General features: G+C 73.0%; 12 protein-coding genes and 1 tRNA gene. 9 read left to right on the top strand and 4 right to left on the bottom strand.

The window, feature by feature from the left end; genetic code table 11:
• The first annotated feature begins 210 nt into the window (after nucleotides 1-210).
• The gene (locus JAO81_RS36220; protein ID WP_199552240.1) at nucleotides 211-696 is read left to right on the top strand and encodes a pyridoxamine 5'-phosphate oxidase; all 486 of its coding nucleotides are present in this window, start codon (nucleotides 211-213) and stop codon (nucleotides 694-696) included.
• A gap of 27 nt (nucleotides 697-723) precedes the next feature.
• On the opposite strand, the gene JAO81_RS36215 is transcribed toward JAO81_RS36220, so the two are convergent.
• Together JAO81_RS36215 and JAO81_RS36210 are read right to left on the bottom strand one after the other, a co-directional pair.
• Nucleotides 724-2,364, bottom strand: a complete 1,641-nt coding sequence (locus tag JAO81_RS36215; protein ID WP_374194395.1) for an acyl-CoA dehydrogenase family protein — start codon at nucleotides 2,362-2,364, stop codon at nucleotides 724-726.
• A gap of 135 nt (nucleotides 2,365-2,499) precedes the next feature.
• Nucleotides 2,500-3,108 carry a TetR/AcrR family transcriptional regulator gene (locus JAO81_RS36210; protein WP_199552238.1) on the bottom strand — a complete coding sequence of 203 codons (609 nt, stop codon included), beginning with the start codon at nucleotides 3,106-3,108 and terminating at the stop codon, nucleotides 2,500-2,502.
• A 51-nt stretch (nucleotides 3,109-3,159) separates the two neighbouring features.
• On the opposite strand from JAO81_RS36210, the gene JAO81_RS36205 reads away from it, so the two are divergent.
• The 5 genes from JAO81_RS36205 to JAO81_RS36185 all read left to right on the top strand — a co-directional run bounded on the left by JAO81_RS36205 (nucleotide 3,160) and on the right by JAO81_RS36185 (nucleotide 9,835).
• Nucleotides 3,160-4,695, top strand: a complete 1,536-nt coding sequence (locus JAO81_RS36205) for a class I adenylate-forming enzyme family protein (RefSeq protein ID WP_199552237.1) — start codon at nucleotides 3,160-3,162, stop codon at nucleotides 4,693-4,695.
• Nucleotides 4,696-4,743: 48 nt separating this feature from the next.
• Entirely contained in the window at nucleotides 4,744-5,340 is a 597-nt protein-coding gene (locus tag JAO81_RS36200; protein WP_199552236.1) for a TetR/AcrR family transcriptional regulator, read from the top strand.
• A gap of 317 nt (nucleotides 5,341-5,657) precedes the next feature.
• The gene (locus JAO81_RS36195) at nucleotides 5,658-6,593 is read left to right on the top strand and encodes a TauD/TfdA family dioxygenase (protein ID WP_199552235.1); all 936 of its coding nucleotides are present in this window, start codon (nucleotides 5,658-5,660) and stop codon (nucleotides 6,591-6,593) included.
• Between the two features lie 41 nt (nucleotides 6,594-6,634).
• A complete protein-coding gene (locus tag JAO81_RS36190; RefSeq protein WP_199552234.1) occupies nucleotides 6,635-7,918 on the top strand; it encodes an MFS transporter in 1,284 nt (427 codons plus the stop codon).
• A gap of 165 nt (nucleotides 7,919-8,083) precedes the next feature.
• A complete protein-coding gene (locus tag JAO81_RS36185) occupies nucleotides 8,084-9,835 on the top strand; it encodes an aldehyde dehydrogenase family protein (protein ID WP_199552233.1) in 1,752 nt (583 codons plus the stop codon).
• A 73-nt stretch (nucleotides 9,836-9,908) separates the two neighbouring features.
• Here JAO81_RS36185 and JAO81_RS36180 read toward each other — a convergent pair whose 3' ends face one another.
• A complete protein-coding gene (locus JAO81_RS36180) occupies nucleotides 9,909-10,262 on the bottom strand; it encodes an SHOCT domain-containing protein (RefSeq protein WP_199552232.1) in 354 nt (117 codons plus the stop codon).
• Nucleotides 10,263-10,314: 52 nt separating this feature from the next.
• The gene (locus tag JAO81_RS36175) at nucleotides 10,315-10,755 is read right to left on the bottom strand and encodes a DUF6325 family protein (protein ID WP_199552231.1); all 441 of its coding nucleotides are present in this window, start codon (nucleotides 10,753-10,755) and stop codon (nucleotides 10,315-10,317) included.
• A 131-nt stretch (nucleotides 10,756-10,886) separates the two neighbouring features.
• Here JAO81_RS36175 and JAO81_RS43090 point away from each other — a divergent pair, with 131 nt between their 5' ends.
• The 3 genes from JAO81_RS43090 to JAO81_RS36160 all read left to right on the top strand — a co-directional run bounded on the left by JAO81_RS43090 (nucleotide 10,887) and on the right by JAO81_RS36160 (nucleotide 13,795).
• A complete protein-coding gene (locus JAO81_RS43090) occupies nucleotides 10,887-11,363 on the top strand; it encodes a hypothetical protein (RefSeq protein ID WP_233416414.1) in 477 nt (158 codons plus the stop codon).
• Nucleotides 11,360-13,630, top strand: a complete 2,271-nt coding sequence (locus JAO81_RS43510; protein ID WP_199552230.1) for an FUSC family protein — start codon at nucleotides 11,360-11,362, stop codon at nucleotides 13,628-13,630. The genes JAO81_RS43090 and JAO81_RS43510 overlap by 4 nt, the downstream gene beginning before the upstream one ends.
• A gap of 92 nt (nucleotides 13,631-13,722) precedes the next feature.
• A tRNA-Arg gene (locus JAO81_RS36160) sits at nucleotides 13,723-13,795 on the top strand.
• Nucleotides 13,796-13,849: the final 54 nt, after the last annotated feature.

Below are 13,849 nucleotides of genomic sequence, written 5' to 3'. Positions count from 1 at the left end.
GCTTGAGGACATCCGAACGGAGTTCGGATCCAGGGGCCTGGGGGCGGAGCCCCCAGTTTCGGGAAGGGGCGGGTAGGGGAAAACAGCCCGCCGCAGGCGCAACCGGCCCGCACCCGACAGCGAGACCGCACCGCACACGCGCCCACCCGACAGCGAGACCGCACCCCAGCCGCACCCGGCAAGAAGCCGTCGATGAGGCACCCTGGGCGGGTGACCGATGGAGAGACGAAATCGTGCCCGCCCGCCCCCTACCTGCAGGCGCTGGCCGGACACAGCACCCTGAATCTCGCGTACGTGGATGACACCGGTGGGCCACAGGTCTGCGCCGTGTTCTACGCCCTCTCGGACGCGGGCACCCTGCTCTTCCTCTCGTCTCCGTCCACCGCCCACGGCACGGCACTCTCCGCCCAGTCCCCCACCGCACACGTGGCGTTCACCGCGCAGGCGGATCAGCAGACGTGGACGACGATCAGCGGAGTGCAGGGGCGCGGGGCCTGTCGGCGGGTGGCCGAGGGTGGGCTGGAGGCCGCTCGCGCCGCGTACCTCCGCGCCTTCCCGTACGTGGCCGAGGACCCGCGGCTCGCAAGGGCCGTGGGGTCGGCCGCGTTGTGGGAGATCGTGCCGGACTGGCTGCGGGTGATCGACAACGCGAAGGGGTTCGGGCACAAGGAGGAGTGGCAGACCCCGGTGCGGTGACCCGGTCGCGCCCGAACGGGCGCCGGCTCACGCAGGGAGTCGGTCGAGGAGTCCCGCGAAGTCCGACCCCGCGGCCAGCGTGCCGAAGGCGAAGCCCGAGTCGCCCGCCAGGCGGGAGGCGCAGAAGGCGTCGGCCACGGCGGGGGGTGCGTGGCGGACGAGGAGGGAGCCCTGGAGGACGAGGGCCGCGCGTTCGACGAGGTGGCGGGCGCGCAGCTGGGCGTCCTCGGTCAGGGCCAGCCGGCCCTGGAGCTCCCGCCAGGCGCTGTCGAGGCGGGAGTCCGCGCCGGACGCCGCCTCCACCTCCGTACGGAAGGCGTCGAGCGACTCGGGTTCGCGCGTCAACGCCCGCAGCAGGTCGAGGGCGTTGACGTTCCCGGAGCCCTCCCAGAGGCCGTTGAGGGGGGCCTCGCGGTAGAGGGGCGGCATGCCTGAGGCCTCGTGGTAACCGTTGCCGCCGAGGCACTCAAGGGCCTCGGCGACGAAGGCCGGCTGGCGCTTGCAGACCCAGTACTTGCCGACGGCGGTGGCCAGGCGCAGGAAGGCGCGTTCGGAGGCGTCGCCGCGCTGGGCGCGGTCCGCCGCGCCCGCGAGGCGCAGGCCCAGGGTTGTGGCCGCTTCGGATTCGAGGGAGAGGTCCGCCAGGACGTTGCGCATCAGCGGCTGGTCGATGAGCTTGGCGCCGAAGACGGAGCGGTGCCGGGTGTGGTGGGCGGCCTGCGCGAGGGATTCGCGGATATGGGCCGCAGAACCGAGCACGCAGTCGAGGCGGGTCATGGTGACCATGTCGATGATGGTGCGCACGCCACGGCCCTCGTCGCCGACGAGCCAGGCCACGGTGTCGTCGAACTCGGGCTCGCTGGACGCGTTGGAGCGGTTGCCGAGCTTGTCCTTGAGGCGCTGGATGCGGAACGTGTTGCGGGTGCCGTCGGGCAGGACGCGCGGCACGAGGAAGCAGGAGAGACCGCCGGGTGCCTGGGCGAGGACCAGGAAGAGGTCGTTCATCGGGGCGCTCGTGAACCACTTGTGGCCGCGCAACCGCCAGGTGCCGTCGGCCTGTTCGGTGGCGGTGGTGGTGTTGGCGCGGACGTCCGTGCCGCCCTGCTTCTCCGTCATGCCCATTCCGGCGAGCAGCCCGCGCTTGGCCGCCGGGGTGCGCAGACCCGGGTCGTACGTGCGGCTGGTGAGCAACGGCTCGTAGATCTTGGCGAGTTCGGGGGCGCGGCGCAGCGCGGGGATGACGGCGTACGTCATGGAGACCGGGCACATGTGTCCCTGCTCCATCATCGTGGCGAGCATGAAGGTGCCGGCCCGGGCGACATGCGCGCCGGGCCGCTCGTCGGCCCAGGCCGAACCGGCCGCGCCCGCACCGACCGTGGCGGTCAGGAGCGAGTGGTACGCGGGGTGGAAGTCGACCTCGTCGACGCGGTGGCCGTAGCGGTCGTGGGTGCGCAGTTCGGGCTCGTGGCGGTTGGCCTGGTCGGCCCAGGTGCGGGCCTGCTCGCTGCCGACCAGCCGGCCGAAACGGCGCAGCTCCTCGATATGCCAATCGGCGCCCTCGCGCCGTATCCCCTCGAGGAGCACGGCGTCCTCGGCCGGGTTGTGACCGGTCAACGGCGGCGCCTGATTGGTGACTTCGTGCGTCGCGCCGGCGGGAGTGCTGGGCATCAGGGCCTCCATGGGTGGTGGTCAGACGGTGGGCGCCCGAGCGGACGGGTGGGCGGGTGGGCGGGTGGGCGCCGCGCGGGAAGTCGTCAGGCGGTGGGCGCCCGTGCAAGCGGGTGGGCGCCGCGCGGGAACTCGTCAGGCGGTGGGTGCGCCCGCGCAGCGCAGGGCCGCGGCGGTGAGGTCGGCGAGGAGCTGCTGCGTGGTGTTCTCGTCCGCGGCGCCGAGCGGGTCCACGAGGACCTCGCCGATCGCTCCGGTCAGCGCGGCCGCGGTGATCTCGGCGTTCTGCTGCGGCAGTCGGCCCGCCGCCACCCCTTCCCGTACGACCTCGGCGAACAGCGCACGGTAGCGGCGCCGGAAGTCGAGGCGCTCGGCGCCGACGGCCGGTTCGGCGGGGGCGGCGAGCAGCGCGTAGGCCAGGCCCCGGTTCTCCAGGGCGCGCCGGGCGAAGACGTCGACGCCGCGGCTGAGGCGCTCGACAGGATCGCCGGCGCCGACGAGCACCTCGCCGAGCACCTCCACCTCACGCCCGGCCGCACGCCGGAACACCTCGACAGCGAGCGCCGCCTTGGACGGGAAGTGCTGGTACACCGAGCCGGCCGCGATCCCGGCCGCGTCCGCGACGGCGTTCACGGACGCCTGGGACCAGCCCACGTCGGCGACGACTTCGGTGGCGCAGCCGATCAGGCGCTCGCGGGCGGCTTCGAGGCGACTGATCTCGGCAGGGGTCTTGCGGTAGGCCATAAAAGAAGTGAACCATGGTTCAGAGCTTCACGCCATGGTCAGGAGAATGTGATGCACCTCAGCACCCTGCTGGACAGCGCGGTCCGATCGGCCTGTGACAAGGAGGCGGTGGTCTACCGCGAACAGCGCTGGACCTACCGGGAGTTCGCCCACGCCGCGCGGCGCGCGGCGACGGTGCTGAGCGAGGCGGGGCTGCGCCCAGGGGACCGACTCGCGGTGATGACGTACAACACCCCGGCCTTCCTGTTCGCGGCGTTCGGCGCCTGGTACCTGGGCGCGACCCTGGTGCCGGTGAACCACAAGCTGCGGACCGCCGAGGTCGAACGCCAGCTGCGGCACTGCGGCGCACGGCTCGCGGTCGTGGACGCGGAGATCGGGGAGCGCGCGACCGCGGCCGACGCGGACGTGACCTGGCTGGTCAGCCACCCCGACGCGCACATACCGCCCGCCGACGCCTTCGAGTCCCTGATCGCGGACGCCGGACCGTGGACCGGACGGGCGGGCCCCGACAGCGAGATCGCGCAGATCCTCTACACGTCCGGCACCTCGGGCGCCCCGAAGGGCTGTGTGCACACCCACCACGCGGTGGCCCTCGCGGCCACGTACAGCGCGGCCACCGTCCCGCTGCGGCGCGACGAGCGCTTCCTGATCTGCATGCCGATCTGGCACGCGTCCCCGCTCAACAACTGGACGCTCAGCACCCTGCTGCTCGGCGGCACGGTGGTGCTGCAGCGCGAGTACGAGCCGCGCGCCATGCTGGAGATCATCCAGCGCGAGCGGATCACGGCGATGTTCGGCGCCCCGATCGCGCTGATCGCCCCGGTGCAGGCCGTCCCCGATTTCGCCGGCTTCGATCTCACGTCCGTACGGGCCTGGATCTACGGCGCCGGACCGCTCGACGCGGACACCGCGCGCCGCCTGATGAAGGCGTACGGATCCGAGGACTTCCATCAGGTGTACGGGATGAGCGAGATGGGGCCGGTCGGCTCCTCGCTCTCCCCCGCCGAGCAGGTGGCCAAGGCCGGATCGATCGGGCGCGGCGGGATGCCGGGCGTGGACCTCAAGGTCGTACGGCCGGACGGCAGCGACGCCGAGGCGGGCGAGACCGGCGAGATCTGGCTCTGCGCGGACACCCGCATGGAGGGCTATCTCGACGACGAGGCCGCCACGGCCGAGGTGTTCGTGGGTGACTGGTACCGCAGCGGTGACCTCGGGCGGGTCGACGAGGACGGGTTCGTGACGATCGTCGACCGGATGAAGGACGTGATCATCACCGGTGGCGAGAACGTCGCCTCGCAGGAGGTCGAGGGTGTCCTGCGCGGCCACCCCGACGTGCTCGACGTCGCCGTCGTGGGCCGGCCGCATCCGCAGTGGGGCGAGACGGTGGCGGCGGTGGTGGTGCCGCGTGCGGGGACGGAGCTGGCACTGGAAGCGGTGCGTGCGTGGCTCGAACCCCGGCTCGCCAAGTACAAGATCCCGCGCGAGCTGATCCTGCGCGCCGAGCTGCCCCGTACGCCTTCCGGGAAGATCACGAAGCATGTGCTGCGGGCCGAACTGGCCGGGGCGGAAAGGGTGGTGAGCGTCTGAGCCGCACCTGTACGGGTGGTCGGGCCGGGCGCCGCGTATCGTCGCCGCATGGCCGATGAGCAGGGACAGCGCGTACGCAGAGGGCCGGGCCGGCCACGGCAGGAGCACATGAACCGTGCGGTGCTCGACGCGGTGGTGGACCTGGTCGCGGAGTCCGGCATGGGCGCGCTGACCATGGACGCCGTGGCGGCCCGCGCGGGCGTGAGCAAGCCGGCCGTGTACCGGCGCTGGCCCACCAAACAGGACCTGATCATCGCCGCCGCCGAGTCCCGGATCGGACCGCTTTCCGTGCCCGATCTGGGCGATTTCCGGGCCGAGTTGCGCGTGGTGCTCACGGCCCGCATGGAGGCGTACCGGCAGCCCGGCGTCGGCCGGCTGCTCGCCGGGGTGATCGGTGCGGCGGCGGAGGCGGATGCCGAACCCGCCGCCTACCGCGCGTACACCGCCCGCGTGATGAGCGAGACGCGGCATGTGCTCGACCGCGGGGTGGCCCGCGGCGACGTACGGCCCGATGCCGATCTGGCCGCCGCGGCGACCCTCGTGGCGTCGTCGCTGCTCTTCCGTCTGGTCGGCGAACAGCAGAAGCCGGACGGGGCGCTGGTCGAGTCGGTGGTCGAGCTGATCGGGCGCGCCATCCAGCCGTAGAGCGGCCGCACTCCCCTTGTGCGCCGGGCGAATCGACCAGCGCGCCGGGCAAATCGACCTGCGCGCCGGGCAAATCGACCTGCGCGCCGGACGAACCGACCTGCGCGCCGGGCGAACCGACTTGCGCGCCAAGCGAGTCGACCTTGTCCGGCGTGCACTTCGGCATGCCCTGAATCCCCTGTTCAGCCGCCGGGAACCCGCACGAAATCCATGCCGTCCACCCCCTTGCCCCGCCGTCGCTCAATATCGATACTGCCGGTTACGTAATCAGCCGCACATCAGCTGTGTCATCCGCGTTCGCTGTCCGGGAGGACCCCATGCAGGACGTCGCGACGGCCCAAGTGGCCGACCCCAAGCCCGTACTGGACAAGCCCCTGATGCACTACGGGCGCCGCACCCTGGACCGGCTCGCGCCCGGCGCCGAGCAGCCGGCCTACCGGCAGTTCGAGGTCAGCCCGCTCACCCCGCACTTCGGCGCGGTGCTCAGCGGGGTCGACCTGACCCGGCCGCTCACCGGGGAACTCGCCGCCGAGCTGCGCCAGGCGCTGCTCGAATGGAAGGTGATCTTCTTCCGAGGCCAGACCGGCTTCACCGCCGAGCACCACGTCGGCCTGTCCGCGGTCTGGGGGCCGCCGGAGCCCAACCCGTTCTTCGCGCAGACGGGAACGCCCGGCATTTCGCGGCTCGCCAAGGACGCGAAGGCCGCGGGCAACAAGAACATCTGGCACAGCGACCACTCGTTCATGGCCAACCCGTCGCTCGGCGCCGTCCTGCGCGCGGTCGAGGTGCCCGCCGCGGGCGGCGACACGATGTGGGCGGACATGGGCGCCGCGTACGACAACCTGCCGCGGGACCTCAAGGAGCGCGTCGAGGGCCTGACCGCCGTACACGACTGGGAAGCCAGTTGGGGCGCCCTGATGAACGACGAGCAGAAGGCCGCCTTCCGTGCGAGCTGGCCGCAGGTCGAGCACCCGGTCGTGGTGCGCCACCCGCGCAGCGGCCGTAAGACGCTCTACGTGAACGAGCCCTTCACCAGGTACATCAAGGGACTTGACGCGGCCGAGAACCGGGAGCTGCTCGACATCCTCGTGCTCCAGGCACGGATCCCCGAGTTCCAGATCCGCTTCCACTGGGAGCCCGACTCGATCGCGATCTGGGACAACATCGCCGTCCAGCACTACGCGGTCAACGACTACTTCCCGCAGCGCCGGGTGATGGAGCGCATCGCCATCGCCGGGGTCCCGCTGTCCTGAGCCCGTCCGCCGAACCCCGCCCCCTCTCCCCTGGAGCACCCATGAGTGCGGTACCGACCTTGACCCGCAAGGCAGTCGGGGCCGAGGACAAGAGCAGCAGGCGCGCCTGGACGGTGACCGCGCTGCTCGTGGTCTTCATGATGGTCAACTTCGCGGACAAGTCCGTCCTCGGTCTCGCGGCTGATGAGATACGGGCCGATCTCGAGCTGAGCGCCACCCAGTTCGGGCTCGCCAACAGCGCGTTCTTCCTGCTGTTCTCCGTGGCCGCAGTGGTGGTCGGGCTCGCGGCCGACCGGGTCTCGCCCAAGGTGCTGCTCCTGGCGATGGCCCTGCTGTGGTCGGTGGCGCAGGTCCCGGCGGCGATCGGCGGAGGGCTCGCGGTGCTCGTCGCCTCGCGGGTCTTCCTCGGCGCGGCGGAGGGGCCCGCGTTCCCCGTGGCCCAACAGGCCACCCTGGCCTGGTTCCCCGACCACAAGCGCAATCTGCCGGGTGCACTGATCACCCTGGGCGTCACGCTCGGCGTGATCGTCTCGGCACCCGGTCTGTCCTGGATGATCCAGCACCACGGCTGGCGGTCCGCGCTGTGGGTGCTGGTGGTGGCGGGTCTGCTGTGGGCGGCGGCCTGGGTGGTGTTCGGTGCGGACGGCCGGCACGGTACGCAGGCGGGCGCCCAGGGGGACGAGGTCCGCGCGGCCGTCCCGTACCGCCGGATCTTCGCCACGCGCACGTGGATCGGCGCGACCGTCGCGTACTTCACGAGCTACTGGATCGTGGCTCTGATGCTGGTCTGGATGCCGTCGTATCTACGCAACGCGCTCGGCTACTCGGCCCATACGGCCGGCCTCATCATCGTCGCGCCCGGGGTGCCGGGCGCCCTTGTGCTGCCGGGACAGGCCGGCCCCCCGGGGCTGCCCCTGCGGCGCGGAGCGGGCAGCCGGCGGGCCCGCGGACAGGTCGGCGGCTGGCTGCTCGCGCTGGGGGCGGCCGCCTGTCTCGCGGTGCCGCTGGTGGACGGTACGAGCGCGAAGACCGTACTGATCACCCTCGGCTGCGGGTTCGGCGGCGCATACGCCACCATCGCCGTGACCACGGTCGCCGAACTCGCGCCGCCCGCGCGGGACGGGGGCGCGCTCGGCGTCATGAACGCGGTGGTGACGGCCTCGGGTCTGGCCGCGCCCGCCGTCGTGGGTGCCCTGGTCGACGCCCAGGGCACCGCCGGCTACCAGCACGCCGTCCTGCTGTCCGGACTGCTGCTCGCGGTGGGAGCGGCCGCGTCCTTCCTGCTCATCGATCCGGCGCGGGACATTGCGCGCCTCAAGGCCTGATCTTCGCTCGTCTCAAGGCCCGGTCTTCGCCCGTCTCAAGTCTGATCTTCCCTCGCCTCAAGGCCCGGCCTTCCCTCGCCTCATGGCCCGGCCTTCCCTCGCCTCATGGCCCGGCCTTCCCTCGCCTGAAGTCTGATCTTCCCTCGTACGTACAGGAGTTGCCCCTTGAGTACCGCACTGGACCTCGACCCGGCCCCGCTCGACCGCGCCGTCGGCGAGCTGGGCGCCCGGGCCGGGGCGTGGACCGTCACCCCGCTGTCCGAGCGGATCGCCCTCCTGGAGCGGATGCTCCCGCGGACCGCCGCCGGCGCGCCCGCCATGGCCCCCGCCCCCGCGCCCGCCAAGGGGTACGCGGGCGACTCGGCGTGGGCCGCCGAGGACTGGGTCGCCGCACCCTGGGCACTGGCCCGGACCGTCACCGCGTATCTGCACACGCTGCGGCGCATCGAGGACGGGCGAACTCCCGTACCCGCACGGGCTGTTCGCGCGACTGACACCCGTACCGTCGTCGATGTCTTCCCCGCCACCGCCACCGACCGACTGCTCCTGAACGGCTTCACCGCCGAGGTGTGCACCCGGCCGGGCACCACCCCCGAGCAGGTCCTGGCCCGTGCGGCCGGCGAGTACCGGGGGCGTCCGGGAGAGCCGGCCGTCGCGCTGATCCTCGGCGCGGGCAACGTCGCCGCCATCACCCCGCTCGACATCCTGCACAAGCTGTACGCCGAGGGGCAGGTCGCCCTCGCGAAGATGAACCCGGTCAACGCCTATCTGCGGCCGCACTTCGAGGCGGTGTTCGCCGAGTTCATCGAGCAGGGCTGGGTCCGGTTCGTGGACGGGGGCGCCGCGGAGGGCGCGTATCTCACCGCCCATGACGGCGTGGACACCATCCATGTCACCGGCAGCGAGCGCACCCACGACGCCATCGTGTGGGGGACGGACGAGCGGGCCGAGGAGCGCAGGCAGGCCGGCACCCCGGTCAACGACAAGCCGTTCACCAGCGAGTTGGGCGGGGTGAGCCCCTGCATCGTGACGCCCGGGCCGTGGAGCGCGGCCGACCTCCGCTTCCAGGCCGAGCACATCGTCACCAGCAAGCTCAACAACTCCGGCCACAATTGCGTGGCCACCCAGATCCTGGTCGTCCCCCGCGACTGGGACGGCACCGAGCGGCTGCTCGCCGAGATCCGCCGCCTGCTGCGCGCGCTGCCGCCGCGCGCCGACTACTACCCGGGCGCGGCGGACCGTATCGCCGCCGTGGCCGGTGACCGCGCCGAGTCCTACGGCGAGGACGCGTGCCGGGCTCTGGTCCCCGATGTCCCCGTCGATGGCGCCGTCGATGGCGCTGTCGATGGCGATGGCGCTGTCGATGGCGATGACCCGATGCTCGGTGTCGAGGTGTTCGCCAGCGCGCTCGGTGTCGTACGGCTTCCTGGCGATGACGCCGCGCAATTCCTGGACGCGGCCGTGGAGTTCGCCAACGACCGGCTGCCCGGCACGCTCGGCGCCACCCTGCTCGTGCACCCGCGCACCGAACGCACCCACCGCGCCGCCGTCGACCGGGCGATCGCCTCGCTGCGCTACGGCACGCTCGGCGTCAACTGCTGGTCGGCCTTCGGCTTCCTGCTGGGCTCCACCCCGTGGGGCGCCTTCCCCGGGCACAGCCGGCAGGACATCGGCAGCGGCATCGGCTTCGTCCACAACGCGTATCTGCTGGAGGACGTCGAGAAGACGGTGCTGCGCGCCCCTTTCGCACCGGCCCCGCGCGGACTGTTCACCGGCTCCCCTTCGCTGTCGCCCCGGCCGCCGTACTTCGTCACCAACCGCACCGGGCGCACGACGATGCGGCGGCTGACGGCGTACGCGGCGGACGGGAAGGCGTGGCGGCTGGCGGGGATTCTCGCTTCGGCGGTACGGGGGTGAGTGCTTGCGGGGGTACGGGGTGAGCGCCTACGGGGGTACGGGGGTGAGTGTGCTTGCGGGGTGGCAGTGCGGGTCAGGAGCCGAGGACCCGGGCCTTCTCGGCGGCGAACTCCTCGTCCGTCAGGAGGCCTTGGGCCTTCAGGTCGGCCAGGGCGGTGAGCTGGGCGACGCGGTCCACGGAGGCGGCGGCCGGAGTCGGGGCGGGAGCGGGGGCAGGGGCAGGCGGCTGAGCCGCCCACTGCTGCTGGGCCTGAACCTGGGCGGCGGCCTCCTGCGCCTGGACCTGCTGATCCGCCTGCCGGTGCATATCGCGCTCGGCCATCCCGCGGTTCACACGGTTGGAGACGGCCGAGGCGGTCCCCGAGATCACCGCGGTGCGGACCACTGTGCCCAGCAGTCCGGGGCGTCCTACTCTCCGAGGCAGCATAGGTTCCTCTTCTTCCTTCCGTGTCGGTCACTGTTCGTCGGTCGGCGGCTCGTCAGTCGGCGTCGAGCGCGGTGACGGCGGCGACGACGGTGTCCCGGTCGATCCGCTCGAGCAGCCGCAGTTCGCCCTGCGAGCCGCGGACCGCCGCGGCCAGGCGCGCGGCCCAGGTGTTCTCCCAGGCGACGACGAGCGCCGACGACTGCGCGGGCAGCCCGTCCGCGATCGCCTGCAGATCCTCGTCGCTGAACAGGTCGAACTGCGCCTCGGTGACGTGGTGGAACGTCTCGGCCACTTCCTCGTCGCCGAGCTCGACGATCTCCACGGAGCCGTCGGTGTCCTTGTGGATGAAGCTCAGATCGAGGACCCGCACCGTGCCGGCCTGCTGCAACTCCCGCAGGGCGGGCACGACATCGCCGTTGAACTTGCTCCCCTCGAAGGCGATCACGGCGACATCGACCGGTCCGATGGTGTCGGCATTGAGGCCACTGGGCACGAGCGGGCCGCCTTCCCTGAGGGTGCATTACGGACTATTCGGATCATAGGGTGACGCTTGTGTGATGCGCGAGCCGCCGCGGAAGGCCCCGGGCGGCACGCGGCGACGACCCATGGATGCGAGGTATGCCCATGGCCGCAGGGCAGCACCACGACTCCGGCGGTGTCGGAGCCGGAGCCGGAGTCGGAGTCGGCGGTGTCGGAGCCGGAGTCGGAGTCGGAGCCGGAGCCGGAGCCGGAGTCGGAGTCGGAGTCGGCAGCGTCTTCGAGCCCGCACGGCCCGCCTCCCGCGGCCGGCTGGTGTGCGCGTTCCTGCTCGGCGCACTGGTGTGGGCCGCGGCGGGTGTCCTCGCGATCGTCCTGCTCGGCCACAGCCACATCCTGCGCACACTGGTCGTCGCGGTACTGCAGATCGCCATCGCCGTGGCCGGCGAGCGGCGCCTGGATCCCCGGCCCCCGTACGCCTGTCTGCTGCTGCCGCTCTACCCGCTCGCGTACGGGACGATCAACGCCCTCGCCGCGACCACCGCCCAGACCAGGGGGCTCCTGCATGGGCCGCGCGAGCGCCGGGTCGTCTGGGACCTGCCACGGGACTCGACGCAGCCGTGACCGGCGGGCGCGCGACCTCGCGGCTGCGGCACACGGTCCGGATGCGGCCCGGCGGGCGCGGCACGTCTTGGCTGCGGCACACGGTCCGGATGCGGCCCGTGCCGGTGGACCGCGCGCTGGTGGTACGTGGCGCGCTGGGCATGCGCGTGCGGCGGCCCGGGGGCCAGCGGGCCGGGCGCCCCGACCTCGGGGCGGCGGCCGCGCTCGGTGCATACGGTGCGGCGGTCGACGACTCCGCCGCGCCCTGGCGCACCCGGGCGCTGACCCTGCTCCTGCCGCAGCTCGGCGGCGCGGTCGGGCTCGCGCTCGGCCGGCTCACCCACGGCCAGGCGTGGGCACAGATCCTGCTCGTCACGGTGGTCGCGCTGATCAGCGGTCTGGTCTCGACGATCGGCCGGATCAGCGACATGGCCACGCTGGTGCTGCTGCTCGCCACCGCCATGGGCCTCGGCCTTCCGGCCACGGCGCCGTGGTGGCAGGTGCCGCTGCTGTTCCTGCTCGGCGGCGTCCCGCTGATGCTGCTCTCTCTCGGCCAGGCCATGCGCCGGCCCGGTCTGGGGGAACGGCAGGCGGTGGCCGGGGCGCTGCACGCCGTCGCGGACCTCCTCGACGCCACCGACGACACCTGGGCCGAGCGCCGCCACGCGGTGACGGAGGCGATGGACGCGGCCTACGACACGGTCCTCGTACGCCGCCTGTCCGCACCCCGCCCGGGCACCCCCACCGCCCACCTCACCACCGACCTCGACCTCTTGGTGGGGGTCATCGCGGCGGCGCCTGCGGTGTTGGCGGGGGGTGGGGTGGCGGCGGGGGGTGGGGTGGCGGCGGGGGGTGGAGACGCGGCGAACGGTGGAGACGCAGCGAACGGTGGAGACGCGGCGGGGGCTGAGGTGATGTCGAGGGGTGGAGTGGCTGGAGTGGCTGGAGTTTATGCAGAGGTGGTACGGGGGGTGGCGGGGGTGGTATTGGGGGGTGGGGCGGGAGCGGCTGGGGCTGCGGTGACGGGGATGGGGACGGGAACGGAGGACGGTGGGACTGAGGCGGCCGGGGCGAAGGGGAACGGGACTGAGGCAGCCGAAGCGAAGGGGAACGGGACTGAGGCAGCCGAAGCGAAGGGGAGCGGGACTGAGCCGGCCGGAGCGAAGACGGAGGCGAGTGGGACGGGGACGGGGGCGGAGGCGGGGGTGACCGAGCTGGAGACGGAGGTGAGCGGTGCGAGGACGGGGGCGGGGGCGGAGGGCGGGGGGGGGGAGGGGGGGGGGGCAGGGGCGGCCGGGGCGCCCCCCCCCCCGCGGGGAGGGGGGCGGGCCGGGACGGCCCCGCTGCCGCCGGAGCCCCACGACCCGGCCGGCCGCGCCTTGCACACCGCGGTCGCGCGTCTGGCCGCGCCCGCCGCGCAGCGGCCCACCGGACCGCCCCGCCTCGTACCGCCGCCGCCCGCTCCCCTGCGCCGCCTCGCCACCGCGCTGTCCGGCCGGCTGCACGACGCCGCCGCCCGCCGCTACGCCCTGCGCCTGGCGGTCTGCCTCGGCCTGGCCCAGACCGTCGCCTCCCTCAGCGGCCTGCCGCACTCGGGCTGGCTGGTCCTCACCGTCGCCCTCGTCGTACGCCCCGGTCTCGGAACCGTGCCCGCCCGCCTCGTCCTGCGCGCCACCGGCACCGTCGCGGGGGTCCTGCTCGGCCTCGCCGCCATCGCCGTCTTCCCGGCGGGCTGGTGGCGGATCGCCGTCACCGTCGTCCTGACCGGCCTGCTCCAGGCGTACGCCCGCCGCAACTACGCCCTGCAGACCCTCTTCCTCACCCCGGTGATGCTGCTGCTCGCGGACCCGCTCGGCCAGGCGGGCTCCGCCGTCCCGGGGGCCCGCCTCCTCGACACCGTGATCGGCTGCGCCGTCGCCTTCCTCTGCGGCTACCTGCTCTGGCCGGAGGACACCCGCACCCGCGTCCCCCACCGGCTCGCGACGGCCCACGACACCATCGCCGCGTACGCCGACCACGCGCACACCCACCCCGACGACACCGAAACCCTGCACACCCTGCGCCGCCGCGCCCACGCCGAACTGGCCGCCGTACGCACCGAACTGACCCGCCTCGACACCGACCCACGCCACCACAGAACGCTCCGAACCTGGCGCGACGACCTCACCTACGCCGAATCGGCGATGGCCCGCCTCACCACCTCCGCGCTCACCCCCCACCCCACCACCCCTCCCGACCTCGCCACCCACCTCCGCCACCGCGCAACAAAGCTCCGCCAGCGCCCGTAGGGCTCCCCCACCGGCCGAGCCCACATCCGCTACCCTGTCCAGAGCCGCCCTTCGGGCCGGCCCAGACCTTGCGGACAACACGGCAAGGCCCCGCCTTCGTAGCTCAGGGGATAGAGCACCGCTCTCCTAAAGCGGGTGTCGCAGGTTCGAATCCTGCCGGGGGCACACCAGCGCAAAGGGACCGGGGGAAAAACCAGCCGCGGGCCCTGGCCCCCCCCA

This window comes from Streptomyces sp. N35, from assembly GCF_016464295.1.
In the GTDB taxonomy this organism is placed as follows: domain Bacteria; phylum Actinomycetota; class Actinomycetes; order Streptomycetales; family Streptomycetaceae; genus Streptomyces.
This window is presented reverse-complemented; position numbering and strand designations above follow the sequence as displayed.

Coding starts and splice junctions, on each gene's coding strand:
- JAO81_RS36215 (WP_374194395.1), bottom strand. CDS start 2,364: ATGCCCAGCACTCCCGCCGGCGCGACGCACGAAGTCACCAATCAGGCG.
- JAO81_RS36210 (WP_199552238.1), bottom strand. CDS start 3,108: ATGGCCTACCGCAAGACCCCTGCCGAGATCAGTCGCCTCGAAGCCGCC.
- JAO81_RS36205 (WP_199552237.1), top strand. CDS start 3,160: ATGCACCTCAGCACCCTGCTGGACAGCGCGGTCCGATCGGCCTGTGAC.
- JAO81_RS36200 (WP_199552236.1), top strand. CDS start 4,744: ATGGCCGATGAGCAGGGACAGCGCGTACGCAGAGGGCCGGGCCGGCCA.
- JAO81_RS36195 (WP_199552235.1), top strand. CDS start 5,658: ATGCAGGACGTCGCGACGGCCCAAGTGGCCGACCCCAAGCCCGTACTG.
- JAO81_RS36190 (WP_199552234.1), top strand. CDS start 6,635: ATGAGTGCGGTACCGACCTTGACCCGCAAGGCAGTCGGGGCCGAGGAC.
- JAO81_RS36180 (WP_199552232.1), bottom strand. CDS start 10,262: ATGCTGCCTCGGAGAGTAGGACGCCCCGGACTGCTGGGCACAGTGGTC.
- JAO81_RS43090 (WP_233416414.1), top strand. CDS start 10,887: ATGGCCGCAGGGCAGCACCACGACTCCGGCGGTGTCGGAGCCGGAGCC.